Raw genomic sequence first — 19800 nt, 5'->3', positions numbered from 1 at the left:
GCACGTCATGGATGAAGCGCATGTTCAGCGCTGGGCGAGGTTGCGAATCTTGGCGACCCACAGTCAGGAACATCGATCATGCGAAAGTCATTCATCATCCCGTTGGCGTTGAGTCTGCTTCCAGGAGGCGAGGTCCTCGCATTATCCGTCGATGAACTCCAGGCCCCACGGGTCACGTTGCTTACGGTGGACGACGTCGACGATCCCGCGGATGTGAAGCAACGGATCAAGGACCTCGTCGATAGCGGCCGACGCGTAGCCATTGCCGGTCGGACGGATGTGCTCACGCTCGTGCGTCCGGCGTTCGTGCATGCATGGCCCATGGCGAATACGGTCGTACTCGATCCCGGGGCCGGTCTGGGTGTTTTCGGTTTCGACGCGGAAGACGATGCGGCACGACGGCAGACACTGTCCCGTTGGAGCTGGAGCAAGGATCCATTCGCCTCGGGAAGTTCGCGGTCTACGCGTGCGACGCCACCCTCGGGACGTCGGCACATGGTCGATTTCAAGGTGCTTGTATCGTCGCCGTCACAGGTGTGTCGGGATTTCAGCCGCCAGATGGCGACGACGATGTATGGCGACCGGATGCCCGGTACGGCCCAGCGTCTGGCCTTTCGACGAGAGGCCCGACGCTGGTGCCAGTACGGCAATCTATCGGTGCATACGGCGGAACCGGCCCAGTTCACCATTGAACCCTTTCTTCCGGCGAATCATCTGCGGCTTTCGCTTGTCAACGAATGGGGCCTGATCCGCACGGAAGATCGTCTCGACGCCGGTAGTGTGAGCTATCTGTTCTGGACCCGGACCATGGGCGAGGGTGCCGGGACAGGCTTTGCGCGGGATCATGGTAGCGACGCGTGGTATGACCCGGCCTCTGGACTTGTTCACGGTCTCATGGACGCGGCAATCCATTCGGGCTGGGGAAGCATCGAACAGCCCGGCGTGGTGACGGCGTGGCCGTTGAACTCCACGTTCCCCCAGATCGGCAATGTCCATGTATTTCGTTGCGACGGAGCGGAGGCGTTCCGTCCTGTGGACTGTCCGGTACGCCCAATCCTACGAAAACTGTTTCCTGCCGATGCCGTGGATGGCCGTGTCCAGGTGTCCAGCGGCGAAGACATTGCTGTCGGCGGTGACGTCAAGGTCTCGCGGTCGATCGACACGGAAGGGAAGAACTCGGTGGGAATCACGTTCGGCCTTAACATGCTTCGCACGACGACGGTGGAAACCCAGGCCGATCTGTCACTGACGCATGTACGAAGCAATGCCGACACCGTGTTCTATCGAAGCACATGGTGGTTGCCTGACGTGCCGGCGATCCAGCGCTGGATCGCGGCACGCCATCATGCGGGAAGCCTGGCGAAGGCGACGCATCTGGCTGCCACGCTGAATCCCCATCACGAAATTCTCTGGGAGATTCCACTCAGCGGCAACGAAAATCGCCCCTTGCCGTATCACGTCGTCTACGAGGCGGGATGGAACACCTGCTCGAACGGAACGCATTGTGCCGATCATCGGCGGCAAACCGGATTGAATCTTCCCACCAAGGGACGAGTCGGCTGGTCCGATGGCATCGTCATCAATCTGCCGTGGGACTGACGATGTCCATGCATATGGAGCGATTGGCCGTTTCCGTGAGGGTTCTTCGTGTCTGCGACTGTCAGTATGCGTGGTTTTCATCCAGCCGCCGGGAGGCGAAGGGCACGTGAAAGCGATAAGCATGGGTTTGGGAGTGTCGGCTCTACTGGCGGTTGCCGCAGCGGCGAAGGGATCGTCATCGATGGGATGGTCGGCCGATACCATCTACCACGGTGGTCCGATCGTCACCATGGTCGACGACAATCCCTCAGCAGAGGCATTGGCCGTCAAGGCCGGACGGATCGTCGCCGTCGGTGACCTGAAAACGGTCTCGCGATACCGACGCGGTTGCACACGGGTCGTCGACCTGAAAGGACATGCGCTTCTTCCGGGATTCATCGACGCCCACGGCCATGCCAGCATGGTCGGGATGCAGGCCATGTCGGCCAACATCCTGCCTGCGCCGGATGGTCCCGGTGGCAGCGTTGCCAGCGTGCTGCAGGCGCTTCGCGAGCACATCCGAACGTCGCCTTATCCGGACCGGCTGAACGGCCTGGTGTTGGGCTTCGGTTACGACGATTCCCTGCTGGACGAAAAACGTCATCCCACGCGCGACGATCTCGACGCGGTGTCGTCCGAGGTTCCTATCGTCCTCATCCACCAGTCGAGCCACTTCGGTGCGTTCAACAGCAAGGCTCTGGCGATGGCGGGTATCACGGCGGATACGCCGGATCCGCCGGGAGGCGTGATCCGGCGTCGTCCAGGATCGAACGAGCCGGATGGCGTATTGGAGGAAGTCGCCTTCTTCGATTCGCTCGGCAAGATGTTCCCGGCCAACGACGCGCAACTGGCGGTCGATATGTTGCTGGCGGGACAGGCGATGTACCTGCGCTACGGATACACCACCATCCAGGATGGCCGCACGAGCGCGGCGCAGACGCAGGTTGGCATGCTGGCCGCGGAAAGGGGCTTGCTCAAAGCCGACATCGTGGCGTATCCGGATGTGCTGGATGCTGGCAACCTATCGCTGATGGCACCACCCTGGTTCCACGATGTACGCGTCACGCCGTCGTACAGGAATCGTTTCCGCATAGGGGGCATCAAGCTCACGCTCGACGGCTCGCCGCAGGGGAAGACGGCCTGGCTGACCCAGCCGTATGCCGAACCACCGGCGGGACGCGCCCCGGATTACGCCGGCTATGGCGTCGTTGACGACGCGGTCGTGCGCGCGGTGTTCACCCAGGCCTTGCGTAACCACTGGCAGTTCCTCGTCCATGCCAATGGCGATCGCGCCATCGACCAGATGCTGGCGCAGTTCGCCCTGGCGAAGGAGGACGTGCCGGGCGTCGACGTGAAACCCGTGCTCATCCACGGCCAGACCCTGCGCGAAGACCAGGTCGATCGCCTCCAGACGCTGGGTATTTTTCCGTCGTTGTTTCCCATGCACACGTTCTACTGGGGCGATTGGCATCGCACGTCGGTGCTTGGCCCGGAGCGCGCGGAGAATATCTCGCCGACCGGGTGGCTCGTGCGTAGGGGCATGCCGTTCACGACGCACCACGACGCGCCGGTGGCGTTTCCGGATGCCATGCGCGTGGTCGCCAGCGCGGTGAATCGCAGCACGCGGTCAGGGTATGTCCTGGGTGCGCACCACCGCATCGACCGCTGGACGGCATTGAAAACCATCACGTCGTGGGCGGCGGACCAGCATTTCGAAGGCGCGAGCAAGGGCTCGCTGGCGCCGGGAAAGCTGGCCGACCTGATGATACTGTCCGACAACCCGCTGACGGTCGATGCGTCGAAGATCGCCGATATCCGCGTGCTGGAAACCGTAAAGGAGGGGCGCACGATCCACGAGGCCCGTGCGCAGATTCCTGCCAGGTGGCTTACGGCGTCAGGCGCAGGCGATGTTCCGTAGCGCCGGGAAGGAGCGGCGTGGCACGGCCATGCACCCAATCGTCGTGCCCCGCGCCATGGAAGGGCGACAACGGATGGCCGCTCTGTCCGCCAGGCAGTTCCAGGTAGCTGCGATCCTCGTGGCCGGGCGAAATGCCGAAGCGTTCCGATGCACCGAAGGATGGCGCCTGCACGCGGGGCATATCGGTATCGCCGGGTAAGGGTTCGGCGGGCATGTCCAGGTAATGGGCAAGCCAGCCGGGCAGCGCGGCCGATAGCGGATGGGCGATATGTGCCGTGTTCACCTCGCCCCATGATCGCGCTTCAAGGCCACCGGGCAGCTTGCCGAGGTCGTCAGCTGTCTTGCGCGCGGCGCCCAGCAGGAGATCGTCCCAGTCCTTCCAGCGCGGGTCGAGGAGGTTCATCGGGCGCTCGTGCAGCATGCGCCAGATGGCGGCCTCGGCCAGCGCGGCACGAGGCCATTCGAACGCCGGGAAGCGCGCCTTCGTGCGCGCGATGAACGGCGCGAGCACCGCCTCGCGTACGTTCTGGCGGAACGTGCGGACGAGGCGGTAATCGACGCTGGAAGGATCGGCGCGACCTCCCCAGGTGGCCGTCAGGCGACGCAGCGTGGCAAGCGAACCGCTGGTGTCTTTAGCCAGCGTCTCCTGCAGCAGGCCCTGCCAGCGCGTGAGGAACACCGCACGATCGTCGGTCTGGATGGCGAGCATGTCGGCAGGCGCGAAACGGTCGCGTGCGCGCAGGTCGTCGCGAATCTGCCGGGCGCGGGCGCCGAGGTCATGGCCACCGTTGCCCAGCAGGGCGAGTGCGTCGCCGCCGACGGTGCGATTGTTGGCGGTCCACAGCCGGCCGTCGGCGGGATCGACAAGCCGCGGATAGCGGTCCGGCGAGGCAATGCCGCGCCATGTGCCATCGGGACCGTCACGCAGCGGAATCGCGTTGCCGATGATCGTCCAGCCGACGTGGCCCTGGCTGTCGCCCGCGAGCAGGTTCTGCGGCGGCATGCCGGCCGTGGGGCCCACATCCAGCGCCTGCGACACGTCGGTCACGTGTTCCATGCGCATCAGGTTGAGGTTGAAGGCACGCGGATCGTGGGCGATCCATGAAAGTGCCAGCGGCGTACCGTCGGTATCGGGCTCGACCAGCGGTCCCCAGCGGGTCTCCTCCACCTTGAGGTGTCGTGACTCGCCACCGGCGACCTCGATCACCTCGTCGTGCACCTTGAACCGCTCCGGGCCATCCGGCGAGTCGTAGCGGGTCGGATCGGCGGCGTCGCGATGCACGCGGACGAAGTCCATCCAGTCGCCGAAGCTGTTGGTGAACGCCCAGGCGACCTGTCCGTTGGAGCCGGCGACGAGGACCGGCGTGCCGGGTAACGTCACGCCGTTGAGGTCGCGCGTGCCGCCGGGAGCGGTCGGGTCGGGATACCGCAGCCGGGCGCGATACCAGATATCCGGCACGCGCAGGCCAAGGTGCATGTCGTTCGCCACGAGCGCATGGCCGTCGGTCGTGAGCGAGCCACCCACGGCGAAGCTGTTGCTCCCGGGGAACTCGGGCAGCGGTGCCGGTGAAAGAGCCGCCACGGTCGTGGTGGCGCGCAGGTCGATGGTGCTGGCATCGGGCAGCGGCACGTCCGGCGAGCGGCTGCCATCCAGGGGCGCCTCCCAAAGCGGGTCCGGTGCGAGCAGCGCGTCGGCCAGCGCAGGGGGCAGGGCGGCGCGCAGTCGGGAGATGTCGCGTTCGCGACGATTGGTGCCGTCCTCGTTGAGGTCGAGGTACATCGCGCCGAGCACGAGCAGGGTGTCCTCGCCCGTCCATGGTTGCGGCGACTGGCGCAGCAACAGGTACTCCCAGGGTCGCACGCGCAGGGCACCTAGCCCGGCGTTCACGCCGTCGCGGTAGGCGTTGATCAGGGCACGCTGATCGCCCGGCAATGCCTCGTAGGCCCGGTGTGCCACATCGCGCATGCGATGTACGCGATGACCCATATCGACATCGACGGCCTTGCTGCCGACCAGGGCGGCCAGTTCGCCGGCGGACAGGCGACGCATGAGGTCCATCTGGAAGAAGCGATCCTGTCCGTGCGCGTAACCCAGCGCCCAGGCGACATCGCGCCGATCGCGACCTTCCACCGTGAGCGTGCCGCGTGCGTCACGCTCCAAGGTCACCGGGGCCGACAAGCCGTGGACGGTGACATCGCCATCCAGTCGCGCCAGGCTGCCCGACAGGAAATACCAGCCGGTCCCTCCCGCCAGGCCGATCAACACGATAAACAGGATCAGCAGGCGGGCGAGGACGCGGCGTGTTTTCATGGTTTCTTTGGAAAGACGGCGATGATGCCCGCGTAGGGCTTGGTCATGAAGGCTGGGGCGCCAGCGTAGCCGGACGCGGGCGTGAAGGCTTGGGAAATCGTGCCGTCGAGGAAGAGGGCGTCGCGGCAACCGATCTGGTCGCGGAACAACCGGGCGAACGCATGGAAGTTGACTGGAGCGCGGCTCACGGCGAACACCACTTCGTGGGCGCTACGGGCACACACGCCGCTACGCCATTTCATGCTGTCCGAGCCATCGTCGAACTGGGTGTTGATCTCGCCGTCGACGACCAGCATCGGTCCGGATTGGGTCGCCCAGCGAGGCTTGCGTGCGGCGGCGCGGAACACCTCGCTGGTGCGTACCTCGGCGCTGCCGTCGTCGTAGACGGCGAACACGCCATTGGGTAGCAGCGAGAAATTGCCCGATCTCGGATTGCCGTGGGCGAGATTGAGCGGAACGAGGGTTTTGCCGTTCTCGACATACAGACCCAGCGGCCGGAACTCGCGATCGTAGATGCCCGCGTTGGTGGCGAAGGCCAGCGGGCGACCCTTGCCCTGGGTCCAGGTCTTGAGCGCTTCGATGCCGCCGAACGGCTGGTCGTTGTCGGGGTTGCGCCAGTAGAGCTCGATGTCTTCGCGACGGGTGTCGACCGTGACAGTGAAGTACGACTGGCTGTCGAACACGACATCGCGTCCTTCCACGGCGTCGGCCGGGCCGGAGCAGGCGGTGGCCAGCACGGCGAGCGCGGAGGCCGAGGAAAGGCGGGCGAGAAAACGGGCCATGCGAGGGAAGTGCCGGTGGTGCATCCGGGGATGTTCGCCGGGCTGGCGGGGGCATGCAAGGGCTGAACGCGTCCGGTAGCGGGGATGGGCGTAAACTCCGGGGTTTTTCCCCGACTTCGCCATCGCCATGCCTTATACGCCCATCGTCGCCACGCTCGGCTACGTGCTGTCCCCGGACGGCCGGAGCGTCCTGATGATCCATCGCAATGCCCGCCAGGACGACCAGCACCTGGGCAAGTACAACGGCCTGGGCGGCAAGATGGAGCCGGGCGAGGATATTGCCGCCTGCATGCGCCGGGAGATCCGCGAGGAGGCAGGCATCGAATGCCTGGAAATGAGCCTGCGCGGCACGCTGAACTGGCCGGGCTTCGGCAAGAACGGTGAGGACTGGCTGAGTTTTATCTTCGTGGTGACCCGTTTCGAGGGTGAGCCGCCTGCCACGAACGCCGAGGGTTCGCTGGAGTGGGTGCCGATCGAGGGGCTGGACGACCTGCCCATGTGGGAAGGCGATAAAAACTTCCTGCCGTTGGTGTTCGACGAGGATCCGCGGCCGTTCCATGGCGTGATGCCGTACCAGGACGGCCACATGGTGTCCTGGAACTACACCCGCCTCTGAATCAGGCTTGTCGCAGTCATCATCGCGGATACGATCCGCTCCCACCTTCTGTCAGCGACGTTGCTACCAGAGGGGTGGGAGCGGATCGTATCCGCGATTCAACGAGAGCCGATCAGCCGGTGGTCTCGATGCGTTCCACACGGCGTAGGCTGCGCGGCAGCACGCCGCCACGCGTGGCACGGCTGCCGCCGTACTCCACGAGGTCGGCCCACTTCAGCGTGAGCTTGCGCTGACCCGCGTAGAGCGTGACCTCGCCCTTGCCCTCGGTGACCACGGCGACGCCGACGACGCGCTCCTCGCCCGAGGCCAGCTTGGTCTTGGGAATCTCGATGAGCTTGTTGCCCTTGCCCTTGTCGAGTTCCGGCAGTTCGGCCACCGAGAACATCAGCAGGTGGCCTTCGCCCGTAACCACGACGATACGGTCACGCGACGGATCGGGTGTGACCGCCGGTGCCAGCACACGTGCACCGTCACTGAGCGTGATGATCTGCTTGCCGGCCTTCTGGCGACCCGTAAGGGCCTCGAAGCGGGTCACGAAGCCATAACCGAAGTCGGTGGCAAGAATGATGCGGGTGTCGTTCTCGGCGGCCACCACGGCGTCGAAGCGTGCGCCGGCCGGCGGGCTGAAGCGGCCCGTGAGCGGTTCGCCGTTACCGCGCGCCGAGGGCAGCGTATGCGCCGCCGTCGCATAGGCGCGACCGGTGGAGTCGATGAATGCCACCTGCTGCGTCGTGCGGGCACGGGCGATCGCCAGCAGGCTGTCGCCGTCGCGGTAGGACAGTGCCTCGCCGTCGATCTCGTGGCCCTTGCCGGCGCGGACCCAGCCCTTCTGCGAGAGCACCACGGTGACCGGCTCGGAGGCGACCAGCGCGCTCTCGTCCAGTGCCTGGGCGGCGCTGCGCTCGATCAGCGGCGAACGGCGCTCATCACCGAACTTCTCGGCGTCGGCGCGCAGTTCTTCCTTGATCAGGCCCTTGAGCTTGGCCGGGGACTTCAGCAGCACGTTGATGCGCGCGCGTTCTTCCTCGAGCTTGTCGCGCTCTTCGGTGATCTTCATCTCTTCGAGGCGGGCCAGCTGGCGCAGCTTGGTCTCGAGGATGTAGTCGGCCTGTTCCTCGTCGAGACGGAAGCGGGCGATGAGCACCGGCTTCGGTTCGTCCTCGGTGCGGACGATGCGGATCACTTCGTCCAGGTTGAGGTAGGCGATGCGCAGCGCTTCGAGCAGGTGCAGGCGGCGCTCGACTCGGCCAAGGCGGTGGTTGAGGCGACGCGTGACGGTGTCAGTGCGGAAGCGCAGCCATTCGCTGAGGATGGTCTTCAGGTCCTTGACCTGCGGGCGACCATCCAGGCCGATCATGTTGAGGTTGACGCGGAAGCTCTTCTCCAGGTCGGTGGTGGCGAAGAGGTGCTGCATCATCTCCTCGACGTCCACGCGGTTGGAGCGCGGTACCAGCACGAGGCGGATCGGGTTCTCGTGGTCGGACTCGTCGCGCAGGTCCTCGATCATCGGCAGCTTCTTCGCGCGCATCTGCGCGGCGATCTGCTCGAGGATCTTGGAGGGCGAGACCTGGTGCGGCAGCGCGGTGATGACGATGTTGCTGTCGTCGCGCTCGTAGATGGCGCGAGCGCGCACCGAGCCGGTGCCGTTCTGGTACATCGTGGCCAGTTCGCGGCGCGGCGTGATGATCTCGGCCTTGGTCGGGTAGTCCGGGCCCTGCACGTGCTCGCACAGGTCGGCGATCGTGGCATCCGGGTCGTCGAGCAGGCGGATGCAGGCGCTGGCGACCTCGCGCAGGTTGTGCGGCGGGATGTCGGTGGCCATGCCCACCGCGATGCCCATCGAGCCGTTCAGCAGCACGTGAGGCACGCGGGAGGGCAGCCACGAGGGTTCTTCCAGGGTGCCGTCGAAGTTCGGTACCCAGTCGGTGGTGCCGTGGCCCAGTTCGGAGAGCAGCAACTCGGCGATCGGAGTCAGGCGTGACTCCGTGTAGCGCATGGCCGCGAAGCTCTTCGGATCGTCGGGCGAACCGAAGTTGCCGTGGCCGTCGACCAGCGGATAGCGGTACGAGAACGGCTGGGCCATGAGCACCATGGCTTCGTAGCAGGCCGAGTCACCGTGCGGATGGAACTTGCCGATGACGTCGCCGATGGTGCGGGCGGATTTCTTCGGCTTGGCCGTGGCGGCGAGGCTCAGCTCGCTCATGGCGTAGACGATGCGGCGCTGGACCGGCTTGAGGCCATCGCCCACGAAGGGCAGGGCGCGGTCGAGCACCACGTACATGGAATAGTCGAGATAGGCCCGCTCGGCGTAGTCCTTGAGCGGGATCTGTTCGTAATTGGCTTGCAGATTCATCGGGTTAGCTGTCCTTCTGGCGCGCCATGGCGCGTCGTTAGCCGGAGGATGGTGCCAGAAAGCCGTCTCAGGGGTGTAGACCGGAATGCGAAACGGTTCACCGTCACGGCGTCTTGACCTAGTGGAACCGGCGCGTAACGCAAAACCCTGCGTTCACCCGAGGTCAAAACCCGGATGGGTTCCATGGGGTTTTTCCCATGGGCGAGTTGATGCGCAAAGACCTCTCGGCAGACGGCCTGCGTGGCCTGGCCGCGGCCAATGTGCTGCTGTGCCACCTGTTCCTGGCCTTCATCCCGGGCGGTTTCGCCTGGATCTACCCCGACACCACCACACCCGACGCCATGCATGGCGTCGTAGACCACCTGATTGCCTTGCCCCCGCTGGCGGTGCTGTGGAACGGCCAGTTCGCCGTGTGCATCTTCTTCGTGCTGAGCGGCTATGTGCTCACGAAGGCCTGGCTCGACACCGGCGATGCCGGGATCTTCCGTACGCGGGCCTCCCGTCGTTACCTGCGCCTGTGCGTGCCAATCTTCGGCTCCGTGATGTTCGCGTGGTTCGTCATGCGCATGGGTTGGAGCCACGCGAGGGAGGCGGGCGCGCTGTCGGGTTCCTATTGGTTGGCCGATTTCTGGAAGCAGCCGGCGGATGTCGTGCAAGCGCTGCGCGACGGTGTCTACGGCACCCTCTTCGGCGGGTGGTCGCGTTTCAATCCCACACTTTGGACGATGAAGATCGAGCTGCTGGGTTCGCTGTTCGTCTTCGCGTATCGGTCATTGACCTTGCCAGGACGCTCCGGCGTGCTGAACTTCGCTTTCGCGGTGGCCGTACTGACCTGGTTCTTCCCGCACGACTGGCCGTACTACACGGCGTTCCTGGCGGGCAGCCATGTTGGCGAGGCCCGACTCACCCGTTCGCGGCCTTTGCTGGCGGCGATCCTGGTCGGTGCGGTGGTCTGCGGTGGCTTTGATGTCTCGCCCTGGTACGACTGGACGCGCGTGCTGCCGCTGGCCGACAACGAGCGCAAGGCGTTCTTCAACGTCGTCGGGGGCGTACTCATGCTCTACGCCGTACGCTGCGGCGTACTCGATCGCGTATTGCAGAGTCGTCCGGCTCAGTTCATGGGGCGCATCTCCTACGCCTTCTACCTCGTCCACCTGCCGATCCTGTTGAGCTTTTCGGCCTGGTTCTTCGTCGCCCTGGCAGGCGGCATGCGCCTGGATCCCGTCGCCGCGGCGCTGCTCACCGTACCGGCGACCTTCCTGGTAGTGATCGTCGCGGCCGTGGCCTTCGACCGGACCTTCGATCGCTGGGGCATCCGCCTGTCGCAGGCGGTATTTCCGGCAGTTTCCCGGCGGATTCCCACGGCGGCCGTCGCGGGAGCGGGCGGGCTTCGGCGCCGTTTGCGCTATCGCAGGCGGCGCGCGGCGGAGCCTGCGAGGCGGATAGCCCATTCGACCGAGTCCGGTCCGGGCTAGGGTTCAGAGCGTGAAGTCGACGGCCACAGGGAAGTGGTCGGACGGATAACGGCCGTCCTTCGACGTGGTCACCGTGGTGGCGGATTTCGCCTCCACGCCGCGGTAGAGCACCCAGTCGATGCGTTTGTCGGCCTTGCCGGTGAAGTTGTGGAAGGTCGCGTCCGGTCCTTCGTGGATCGGTGCGGCGGTCCAGGCGTCCTTGAGGGTCTTCGTCAGCAGGGCATGCGCCTCGCTGTCGGGCCCGGTGTTGAAGTCGCCGGTGAGCACGACGGGCACGCCCTGCGGCAGCTTGCCGATCCAGGTGGCGATCTCGCGCGCGCTGCGCGTGCGGGCATCCTCGTCCTGGTCGCGATACGGGAAGTGCGTATCGAGCAGGTAAAAGCGCTTGTGGTCGGACACCCGCTCGAACAGCGCCCAGTTCACCATGCGCGGGAAGATGTTGCCCCAGGTGATGCTGGCGACCTTGTCCGGAGTGTCCGACAGCCAGAAATCGCCGGATTCGACGAGCTTCAGGCGGTCCTTGCGGTAGAAGATGCCCATGTGCTCGTCCTTGTGGCCGCCGTAGCGGTCACGGCCGAACCAGGTGTAGCCCGGCAAACGGGCCACGGTATCGTCGCCCTGGGCCTGGCCCAGCTCCTGGGTGCCGATCACGTCGGGGTCGATACGGCGGATCGTCTCGGCGAACAGGTCGCGACGCATCTCCCAGCGATTCGGGCCGTCCGGGCCGGTGATCGTGCGGACGTTGAAGCTCAGCACTTTCAGGTCGGCCGAGGCGGCAGGAAGCGCGAAGGCGGCCATGGCGGCGAAGGCCAGGGTACGGAGTCGGATCATGGCGGGTCTCCCGGATAGGCAGCCTCTGACTATAGCCCCGTAACCGCGTTACATCGCCGCAGCTCCCCCTTGGGACGATTGGGGCAGAATAGGCCGTTTCCCGCGCTTTCCCCGGAGCCTCCATGACCGATCGTGACGTCGCCCCCACGCGACGCGACAATGGCCGCCGCACCGCGATGGCCATCGTGGCGCTGGCCTTCATCGCCTCCGCCACCACGGCCATCCTCGCCTTCACCGCCTCCCATCGCGCACAGAAGGCCGACGCGGCCAACCTGGCCGCCGATTCGACGGACCTGCACAGCGTGATCGCCGACTGGCACCTCCAGCGCGACGGTGCCGTCGACAAGACAGCCCTAGGCACCCGACTTGCCGCCCTGTCGGCGTGGAAGCCGCGGACGCCGTGCGGCGCCCAGGCGCGCAATCATCTCGGCGAGGCGATGAAGCAAGACATGGCGCGATTTGTGAATGACACTGATCATTCCAGTCCCGTCGATCTCAGGGCGGCCCTCGAGAAGTCACTGCAGGAATGCGAAGCGTCGCGGGGACGCGACGTGAACATCTGATCCCATGCGCAACCACCCCTTCCGCCAGGTCGACGTGTTCAGCGATCGGCCCCTGCTGGGCAACCCACTGGCCGTGGTCTTCGACGCCGACGGCCTCGACGATGCCACGATGCTCGCGTTCACCCGCTGGACCAACCTGAGCGAGGCCGTGTTCCTGCAATCGCCCAAGGATCCCCGGGCCGATTACCGTCTGCGGATCTTTGGCGCCCGTGGTGAGATGGCCTTTGCCGGGCACCCCACGCTCGGTGGTTGTCATGCCTGGCTGGAGGCGGGCGGCCGTCCGCACGGAGAGGACGTGATGCAGGAGTGCGGCGTCGGCCTGGTCCGGGTGCGCCGTGGCGGAGGACGGCTGTCGTTCCTGGCGCCGCCGCTGCTGCGCGACGACGCGTTCGACGAAGGGGAGAGCCTGCGCATCGCCTACGGCCTGGGGGTGTCCCGGCACGACATCCTGGGCGCCCGCTGGGTGGACAACGGGGGTGGCTGGCGGGCCGTCCTGTTGCGCGAGGGCGTCGACCTGCGTCGCCTGACGCCCGATCCGTCCGTTCTAGCCGGCATGAAGCTGGGGGTCATCGCGCTGTCCGGCGACCACGCCGACGCGCTCTTCGAAGTCAGGGCCTTCGTCTTCGCGGGCGGGTTGCTCGAGGACCCGGCCACGGGCAGCCTCAATGCCGGCATCGCGACCTGGTTCGCGCGAGAGGGCCTGGCCCCGGCCTCCTACGTGGTCGCCCAGGGCATGGCCCTGGGGCGCGACGCCCGTCTTCACATCCTTCGCGACGGCGCCGATATCTGGCTGGGTGGCCAGACCGTCACGGCCATCGAGGGGCATGTGGCGCTGCCCCGCGTGTAGGGGGAAAGCCGTCCATTCGCGTTATATCGGTCGAGGGCGAGCAAGCCCGTCGACCCGATGGGAGCGAGGATGGTTTCGCAAGCCACATTGCCGATTCCGCACACACACCGAAAGTGGGGTACTCTCGCTGGAAAGCGGCTTTCGGGGGCACGGTATCGCAGCATGGGACGCAGTTCGGTCGATGGCGATCAGCCAATAGAAACCTCGCCCGAAACGATCAGTTTCGAACGTTTCGTACGCGAGCAACGCAATCCTTTGCTCGGCTTCCTGCGCCGACGCGTATCGTCGGAGGAAGACGCGCAGGACATCGCGCAGGAGAGCCTCGCCCGGCTCATCCGTTATCGTGACCACGCGCCGGAAACCTGGAGCGCGTTGCTCTACCGCATCGCCATCAACGCGCTGAACGATCGCGCGCGCCGTGCGCAAACACATCACGTGACCGACCACGTCAGTCTCGACGAAAACGTGCATGCGCTGGCGTCGTCCGAGCAGGCGCACGAACAGCGCCTCGACACCCACCAGGAACTGGCACGCGTGCAACAGGCGCTACTACGCCTTCCGCCGCGGTGCCGCGATATCTATCTTCTCAACCGCATCGATGGCATGAGCTATCCGGAGATTGCGACGCACTGCGGTATCTCCGTGAAGGCGGTGGAGAAGCAGATTGGCAAGGCACTCGCCCTGCTGCGAAAGCAGCTGGGTGAACTGGACGCCGGAAGGAACTGAGCATGACGCACGATTTTGAATCCCTGCCGAGGACGGCCGAGGCCTGGGTGGCCCGGCTTGCCTCGCCCCGATGTAGCGTGAAGGACCGCGAGGCCTTTTCCCGCTGGTTGCAGGAAGAGCCCGGTCGCGACGCGGCTTTTGTCGAAGCGTCGCGCCTGCACGACGCCGTGCTGTCATTGCGCCAGGATGCCATGCTGCGCGCATCCACCCGCCAGGGCCGCGAACGCACCGGGCGGGGACGCCGTCGCCGCCAGATCTTCCGCTTCGTGTTGCCGACGGCGCTGGCTGCGAGCCTGCTGATCTGGCTTGGCGTCTCCGGCGTATACACGCGCCATGCCGCGGCGCCCGTCGCCCAGGAGCAACACGTGCTGGGCGCGCCGGATCGCATCTTCGCCTCCACGCTGCCTGATGGCACGAAGGTGGTGCTCGACGCCGGTGCGGCGATGTCGCTTCGCTTCGACGACGACCGCCGTATCGTCACGATGGAGCGGGGGCGGGTCGAGTTCGTCGTCGCCCATACCGGCGTGCCTTTCGAGGTGCGTGCGGGCAGTCACGTGATCCACGACATCGGCACCACGTTCCAGGTCAGCGATATCGAGGGCGCGGTGACGGTTGGCCTGCTCGAAGGCGCGGTGTCGATCGACCGGGCCTCGTGGAGTGGTACCCGGGCGCTCACGCCGAACCAGCAGATCCGCTTCGCCGCCGACGGCAGCACCGACGGCGTCACGCCGCTGGATGTCGATTCCGCGCGAGGCTGGACACGCGGCGAGTTGTTCTTCAGGCAGCATCGCCTGGACGACCTGCTGACGGAAATGAATCGCTATTCCGAAACCAAGATTCGCCTGGGGGATCGCAGCCTCGGTGCCGTCGAGGTCAGTGGTAGCTTCCATGCGGGCGACCAGCAGGCGCTGGTCCGGGCGCTGGAGGCGGGATGGTCGCTCAGGGTCGAGCGACGGGGGACCGACGAACTCGTGTTGTATCCGGACAACGGCACGGTGAAAACGCACTGAGGAAGCCTGCACTGAACGCTTCGCCGCCGAAAGGCACGAACTAGCCGTATGCGCGCCGGGGGGCCTCGAATCGGTAGATATGGAAGGGCGGCGCTTGGCCTGCTCGTGGCGCTTTGCTGCGCCCGCGGTGCCGCCGCCCCCCTGACGCCGACGGATTACCAGATCGCTTCGGGTTCGCTCGACGATGTGCTGCGCGCGCTCGCCCACCAGGGTGACGTGCAGTTCATCTACGACCCCGCGCTCACCCACGACAAGCGCAGCGCTGGCGTGAAGGGGCAGCGCGACGCCAGCGGTGCGTTGAACGACGCGCTCAAGGGAAGTGGCCTGAAGGCGGTGCAGGTGGATGGCAAGATCTTCGTGCTGCGCAGGCTGCCACCGCCGCCACCGCCGATCGAAAAGCCCTTGCCGCGTATCGAGGAACTGCCGCTGGCCACGCGGTTGCTACCGGTGGAGGTCACCGGATCGCACATCCGGCGCACCGACGTCGAAACCGCGTCGCCGATGACCGTGATCACGCGCGACGAGATCGAACACAGCGGCTACCAGACACTCTACGACCTGCTGCGCGCGCGCCCGGGCATTCGCGTGAGCAATTCGCCCGTGAGCACCACCGATGGGGCGGTCTACCAGAACAACGGTCTTTCCGGAGCCAGCGGCGCTGCGGCCGTGGACCTGCGAGGCCTGGGTTCGGCGGCGACGTTGTTCCTGATCGACGGCCAGCGCATGGCGGGCTACGGCCTTGCGCAGGACGATTTCAGTGTCATCAACGACCTCAACAGCATTCCCCTCGCGCTGGTCGAGCGCGTGGACATCCTGCGCGACGGTGCATCGGCGATCTACGGCTCCGATGCGATGGCGGGCGTCATCAACGTGGTGTTGCGCAAGAACGCCACTGGCGTGACGCTCGATGGAAGCTATGGCTGGTCAGACCGTGGCGACGCAGGGCAGCGTCGGGCCACGGCAAGCTTCGGCGGCTCGTTCGGCCAGAACGGGCACGCCATGTTCAGTATCGACTACTTGAAGCGCGATCCATTGCTTGGACGCGATCGCTCCTGGGCGGCGCTGACGGATCAGCCGACCCTGGGGGGCGCAGTACGCCTTCGGATGACGATTTCGTGCTGGATCGGTCCCAGGTCCGCTTCCGCCCGGCCGACTGCGCTCCATCGAAACGTAGTCGCCTGGGGGTCTGCCTCGATGATGGCGCTGGCGTCACCAGCTTGCAGGGCTCGCTGAACAGCCGTTCGTTGATGGCCCGGATCGATCGCAGTTTCGGTGACGTGGAGGCCTATGCGGATGCACGCTGGACCCGTGTCGAACAGGGTCAGCAGTCGGCACCGGTCAAGGACAGCCTGCAGCTTCCCGTAGGCCACCCGGACAACCGGGGGCCCGGCATCATGACCATCTACGACTACACCTTCGCCGATCTCGGTCCCGTGCGCGATACCACGGTGTCGATCAGCCGTTTCCTTACCCTTGGCTTGCGCGGGGCGTGGGGCGATGGCGAATGGGATATCCACGTCAACGACCAGCACAACGACAGCTCGGACGAGTTGATGGGACTGCTTCGGGAGGACACGTTCGCCGAGGCTGTGCGCAAGGGGGCGTTCCATATCGACACGGTCAACGCGGAGGCAGTGCGTTCCGCCATCTCGCCGGTGCTTCACCGCCGTGCGGAAACCACGCAGAGCGGCATCAGCGGGCACGTGTCACGGCCCGTGGCCGAGTTGCCCGGCGGTGCAGCCACGGTGGCCATCGGCGTGGAAGCCTATCGCGACCGGCTGCACGACGCGCCCGATCCATTGATCCTCACCAGTCGCGTCTTTCAGTTCCAGACGCCGTCGATCCGGAGCGAGGACCGATGGAGCTCGGCGGCGTATATCGAATCCCTCCTTCCGGTCATGCATCGCTTCGACGTCGACGTCGCCTGGCGATTCGATCGCAGCAAGGGGTATGGCCATGCGTGGTCGCCCAAGGTCGGCCTGAACTGGAAGGCCATGGACGGTCTCAGCATCCGCGGCACCTGGGCCCGGGGATATCGCGCGCCGACGTTGTTGCAGCTGAACCATCCGGCGACCCTGGCCTCGGTCGGTTTCCTCACGCAGGTGCCGAACAACGTACTGCCGTGCGCGGAGGGTGTGCTCATCGATCGGTACAGCAGCTATTGCGAGCTGCGGCTCAACTCGATCAGTAATCCCCAGTTGAAGGCGGAGACCTCCAGCAGCTACACGCTGGGACTGGTCTGGGCGCCGAGCGACACGGCGAGCGTGGCACTGGACTACTTTCGCATTCGTCGCGACAACGACATCAATGCGCTGCCCATTCCCTATGTCCTCACGAATCCGGAACGGTATCCGCGCCTTTTCGAGCGAAACGCCAACCACGAACTCGTGGCGCTGAACCAGCAACTCACCAACCTGGGCAAGACCGACGCCCGAGTGATCGACCTGGAAAGCCGCTACCGTTTCGAGCCCGGCCGGGTGGGGCGCTTCGATATCCGCTTCGACGTGAACTACCTGAAGCGGCTCGATCGGACGATCGTGTCCGGCATGCCGGTGGATCACTATGCGGGCTATGCCTCTCAGCCGCGCTGGACCGCGTTGCTCGGCATCGATTGGCGGTATCGCGACTGGACCACCACCGCCAACGTGCGCTACACCGGCGCCTACCGCTACCCGACCTCCTCGGCCAGCTTCCAGACCTGTCCCGACTACCTGGCGACCGTGGGCAAGTGCACCACGCCGGCGTTCGTGCTGGTCGACCTCAACCTGGCCTACGCCGGCATCCGCGACTGGACCGTCGCCCTGAACGTGCACAACCTCTTCGACCATTCGCCGGCCTATTACGGCTCGCCCGGCACGGCCTACAACCCGCTCTTCGACGATGTCGTGGGGCGCGCCTACCAGCTGAGCTTCACCTGGCATCCCCATTGATCGCATCAGGGGTAGGGGGGAGAAGCGCCATCGCGTTATAGGAAGTGTGCGCAGGCTACATCCGCGTTCCTGCGTACACGTGGTGCCCCCCGGGGGCCGGCAAGGATGCCGGCCTTCTTCTTGGGCAAGGCTACACTTCGTGACAATCGGCACCGCCGGCGCACATGCCCCGGACACATGGCCACCGCAGACTGGCGAAACATTCCCCGTCGAGGCCATGACATGCGTACGTTCCTTCATGCCGGCATCGCCGGTCTTCTCCTGCTATCCGCCGCTGCCGCCAGCGCTGGCGTGGTCCGTCACCCCAATCGCGGGAACACCCTGCCGATCTCGGCGGCGGTGGAAGTACCGGCCGACGCTTCGCTCGTGTTCGTCAGCGGCGTCGTGCCCCCACGCATCTCCGCCAGCGCGCCCGTTGATTCGGTAGATGCCTATGGCGACACGAAAACCCAGGCCCAGGGCGTGTTCGCATCGATTGAGCGTCAGTTGAAGGAGATGGGATTGGGCATGGGGGACGTGGTGAAGATGCAGGTGTTCCTGGTCGGTGACCCTCGTCTTGGTGGGCGCATGGACCTGGAAGGTTTCACCGCGGCCTATCGACAGTACTTCGGTACGTCAGGGCAGCCGAACCTGCCAGCGCGCTCCTCATTGCAGGCGGCTGGCCTCGTGAATCCAGGTTACCTCGTCGAGGTAGAAGTGACGGCAGTCAGGCCGCCTCCGGCCCACCACTGAGTTCGTCCATCGCGCGGCTGCTCCCGAAGCGAAGGTACCAGTACAGCGCCACCTTGCCGGCATGTATGCCGTGGGTGGCGTACACCAGCTGATCGAATCCACCCAGGGTGAAACCTTTGCGCTCGCAAAGAGCGCATGCGCGGAGATTGTCGTGCTGGGTCTCTCCCCTCACGCCCTCATAGTCGTTGTCGCGTGCCCACTGGACGACGCGATCGACAAGCGCCGCGCCCAGGCCTTTTTCACGATGGGCCCGGTCCACCGAGACCTCGTCCAGCGCGGCGTACCCATGCAGGTACGTGGAGCACGCCGCGAAGCCTATGGGCGTATCGCCATCGCGCAGCACGAACAGCTCCGCGAGGGCCGTGGAGCGATAGTGGTCGTAGTGGCCAGTCAGATGACGTCGGATCCGTGACTTCACCGGATTCGTGGCGACGATGCGACCCTTGTCGTAGGGCGGAGCGGCCACTTCATCGATATCGGATGAAAAATCCAGGGCATCGAAGTCGATGGCGGTGCTGGCAGGGGCGATGGTGTAGTTCGAGGGAAGGGGAGTGCTCATGGGGGGCAAAGGATACCTCACCCGCCTCGGCTCCTCTTTGCCGGGCATGCTCCCCGACAAAGGTGACGCCGACACGACAGTGCCGAGTCAGGATGTATCGTCGCGCTTCCATGCTTTGGCGTATGGCAGCAAGACGCTATCGACGCATGCATGTCGAAACATCTCATGCAAAGGAACAATATCGGCATGAACCCTTTGGCGCGCCATCTCAAGGCGCACTTTTCCGTGCATACCTTGCGCATGCAAGGATTGCGGGCCCTATTTTTTTGGCTGCGTATTGCGACGAACGTCACAGCTAACGCTTCGCGCACGTTGCCTTTCCTGTTTGTGGCCGAAAACACGCCCTGATAGGTATCGAAGAAAAATGCGTAAAAGCGTTACTTTCGGAATCTGTAATGAAGATGAACACGGTCGCCGCGAAGAAGAGGGCGCGTCGATCAAACCGGAAATAAGGACTGGCAACGTGGGATTGATACGAGCCGACAAGGTCCTGGCGCGGTGCCATGGCGCACCGTGCCGAAGGTGTATGCCCATGCGCGAATGGCAGGCCGGATGGTGTTGACCGGCAA

The 19800-nt window shown here is 65.3% G+C and carries 18 protein-coding genes; 12 read left to right on the top strand and 6 right to left on the bottom strand.

Features of this window, described 5'->3' with window-relative positions; translation table 11 throughout:
* Positions 1-141: 141 nt before the first annotated feature.
* On the bottom strand, positions 142-312 hold the full coding sequence (locus GAK28_RS17575) for a hypothetical protein (protein WP_291782141.1): 171 nt from the start codon (positions 310-312) through the stop codon (positions 142-144).
* Positions 313-495: 183 nt separating this feature from the next.
* On the opposite strand from GAK28_RS17575, the gene GAK28_RS17570 reads away from it, so the two are divergent.
* Both GAK28_RS17570 and GAK28_RS17565 read left to right on the top strand, forming a co-directional pair.
* Positions 496-1599: a hypothetical protein gene (locus GAK28_RS17570; RefSeq protein WP_291782138.1), complete on the top strand. Its 1104-nt coding sequence runs from the start codon at positions 496-498 to the stop codon at positions 1597-1599.
* Between the two features lie 181 nt (positions 1600-1780).
* Positions 1781-3496, top strand: a complete 1716-nt coding sequence (locus GAK28_RS17565) for an amidohydrolase (RefSeq protein WP_291782135.1) — start codon at positions 1781-1783, stop codon at positions 3494-3496.
* Here the strand turns inward: GAK28_RS17565 and GAK28_RS17560 are convergent.
* On the bottom strand, positions 3465-5807 hold the full coding sequence (locus GAK28_RS17560; RefSeq protein ID WP_291782132.1) for a penicillin acylase family protein: 2343 nt from the start codon (positions 5805-5807) through the stop codon (positions 3465-3467). The genes GAK28_RS17565 and GAK28_RS17560 overlap by 32 nt on opposite strands.
* Complete coding sequence (locus tag GAK28_RS17555; protein ID WP_291782129.1) at positions 5804-6589, bottom strand: phosphodiester glycosidase family protein; 786 nt, start codon at positions 6587-6589, stop codon at positions 5804-5806. Before GAK28_RS17555 ends, GAK28_RS17560 begins: the two co-directional genes overlap by 4 nt.
* Positions 6590-6716: 127 nt before the next feature.
* Between GAK28_RS17555 and GAK28_RS17550 the strand changes: the two genes are divergently transcribed.
* The gene (locus GAK28_RS17550; RefSeq protein WP_291782126.1) at positions 6717-7205 is read left to right on the top strand and encodes an 8-oxo-dGTP diphosphatase; all 489 of its coding nucleotides are present in this window, start codon (positions 6717-6719) and stop codon (positions 7203-7205) included.
* 112 nt (positions 7206-7317) lie between these two features.
* On the opposite strand, the gene parC is transcribed toward GAK28_RS17550, so the two are convergent.
* On the bottom strand, positions 7318-9558 hold the full coding sequence (gene parC / locus GAK28_RS17545) for a DNA topoisomerase IV subunit A (protein ID WP_291782123.1): 2241 nt from the start codon (positions 9556-9558) through the stop codon (positions 7318-7320).
* A 197-nt stretch (positions 9559-9755) separates the two neighbouring features.
* Here parC and GAK28_RS17540 point away from each other — a divergent pair, with 197 nt between their 5' ends.
* Positions 9756-11033 carry an acyltransferase gene (locus GAK28_RS17540; RefSeq protein WP_291782120.1) on the top strand — a complete coding sequence of 426 codons (1278 nt, stop codon included), beginning with the start codon at positions 9756-9758 and terminating at the stop codon, positions 11031-11033.
* Positions 11034-11036: 3 nt separating this feature from the next.
* Here GAK28_RS17540 and GAK28_RS17535 read toward each other — a convergent pair whose 3' ends face one another.
* Positions 11037-11864 (bottom strand): endonuclease/exonuclease/phosphatase family protein, encoded by an 828-nt coding sequence (locus tag GAK28_RS17535; RefSeq protein WP_291782117.1) that lies wholly within the window; start codon positions 11862-11864, stop codon positions 11037-11039.
* Positions 11865-11986: 122 nt separating this feature from the next.
* Here GAK28_RS17535 and GAK28_RS17530 point away from each other — a divergent pair, with 122 nt between their 5' ends.
* The 7 genes from GAK28_RS17530 to GAK28_RS17500 all read left to right on the top strand — a co-directional run bounded on the left by GAK28_RS17530 (position 11987) and on the right by GAK28_RS17500 (position 18672).
* Complete coding sequence (locus GAK28_RS17530) at positions 11987-12427, top strand: hypothetical protein (RefSeq protein ID WP_291782113.1); 441 nt, start codon at positions 11987-11989, stop codon at positions 12425-12427.
* A gap of 4 nt (positions 12428-12431) precedes the next feature.
* Positions 12432-13274 (top strand): PhzF family phenazine biosynthesis protein, encoded by an 843-nt coding sequence (locus tag GAK28_RS17525; protein WP_291782110.1) that lies wholly within the window; start codon positions 12432-12434, stop codon positions 13272-13274.
* Positions 13275-13436: 162 nt separating this feature from the next.
* On the top strand, positions 13437-14000 hold the full coding sequence (locus tag GAK28_RS17520; protein ID WP_291782107.1) for a sigma-70 family RNA polymerase sigma factor: 564 nt from the start codon (positions 13437-13439) through the stop codon (positions 13998-14000).
* Positions 14001-14002: 2 nt separating this feature from the next.
* The gene (locus GAK28_RS17515; RefSeq protein ID WP_291782104.1) at positions 14003-15010 is read left to right on the top strand and encodes a FecR domain-containing protein; all 1008 of its coding nucleotides are present in this window, start codon (positions 14003-14005) and stop codon (positions 15008-15010) included.
* Positions 15011-15115: 105 nt separating this feature from the next.
* Positions 15116-16243, top strand: a complete 1128-nt coding sequence (locus GAK28_RS17510) for a TonB-dependent receptor (RefSeq protein ID WP_291782102.1) — start codon at positions 15116-15118, stop codon at positions 16241-16243.
* On the top strand, positions 16126-17940 hold the full coding sequence (locus GAK28_RS17505) for a TonB-dependent receptor (RefSeq protein WP_291782098.1): 1815 nt from the start codon (positions 16126-16128) through the stop codon (positions 17938-17940). The genes GAK28_RS17510 and GAK28_RS17505 overlap by 118 nt, the downstream gene beginning before the upstream one ends.
* 222 nt (positions 17941-18162) lie before the next feature.
* The gene (locus GAK28_RS17500) at positions 18163-18672 is read left to right on the top strand and encodes a RidA family protein (protein ID WP_291782095.1); all 510 of its coding nucleotides are present in this window, start codon (positions 18163-18165) and stop codon (positions 18670-18672) included.
* Here GAK28_RS17500 and GAK28_RS17495 read toward each other — a convergent pair.
* The gene (locus GAK28_RS17495) at positions 18647-19231 is read right to left on the bottom strand and encodes a GNAT family N-acetyltransferase (RefSeq protein ID WP_291782092.1); all 585 of its coding nucleotides are present in this window, start codon (positions 19229-19231) and stop codon (positions 18647-18649) included. The genes GAK28_RS17500 and GAK28_RS17495 overlap by 26 nt on opposite strands.
* A 150-nt stretch (positions 19232-19381) precedes the next feature.
* On the opposite strand from GAK28_RS17495, the gene GAK28_RS17490 reads away from it, so the two are divergent.
* Entirely contained in the window at positions 19382-19579 is a 198-nt protein-coding gene (locus GAK28_RS17490; RefSeq protein WP_291782089.1) for a hypothetical protein, read from the top strand.
* Positions 19580-19800: the final 221 nt, after the last annotated feature.

This window comes from Luteibacter sp. (assembly GCF_009912395.1).
In the GTDB taxonomy this organism is placed as follows: domain Bacteria; phylum Pseudomonadota; class Gammaproteobacteria; order Xanthomonadales; family Rhodanobacteraceae; genus Luteibacter.
Note: the sequence above shows the minus strand (reverse complement) of the source record. Positions and strands in the feature narration are given on the sequence as shown.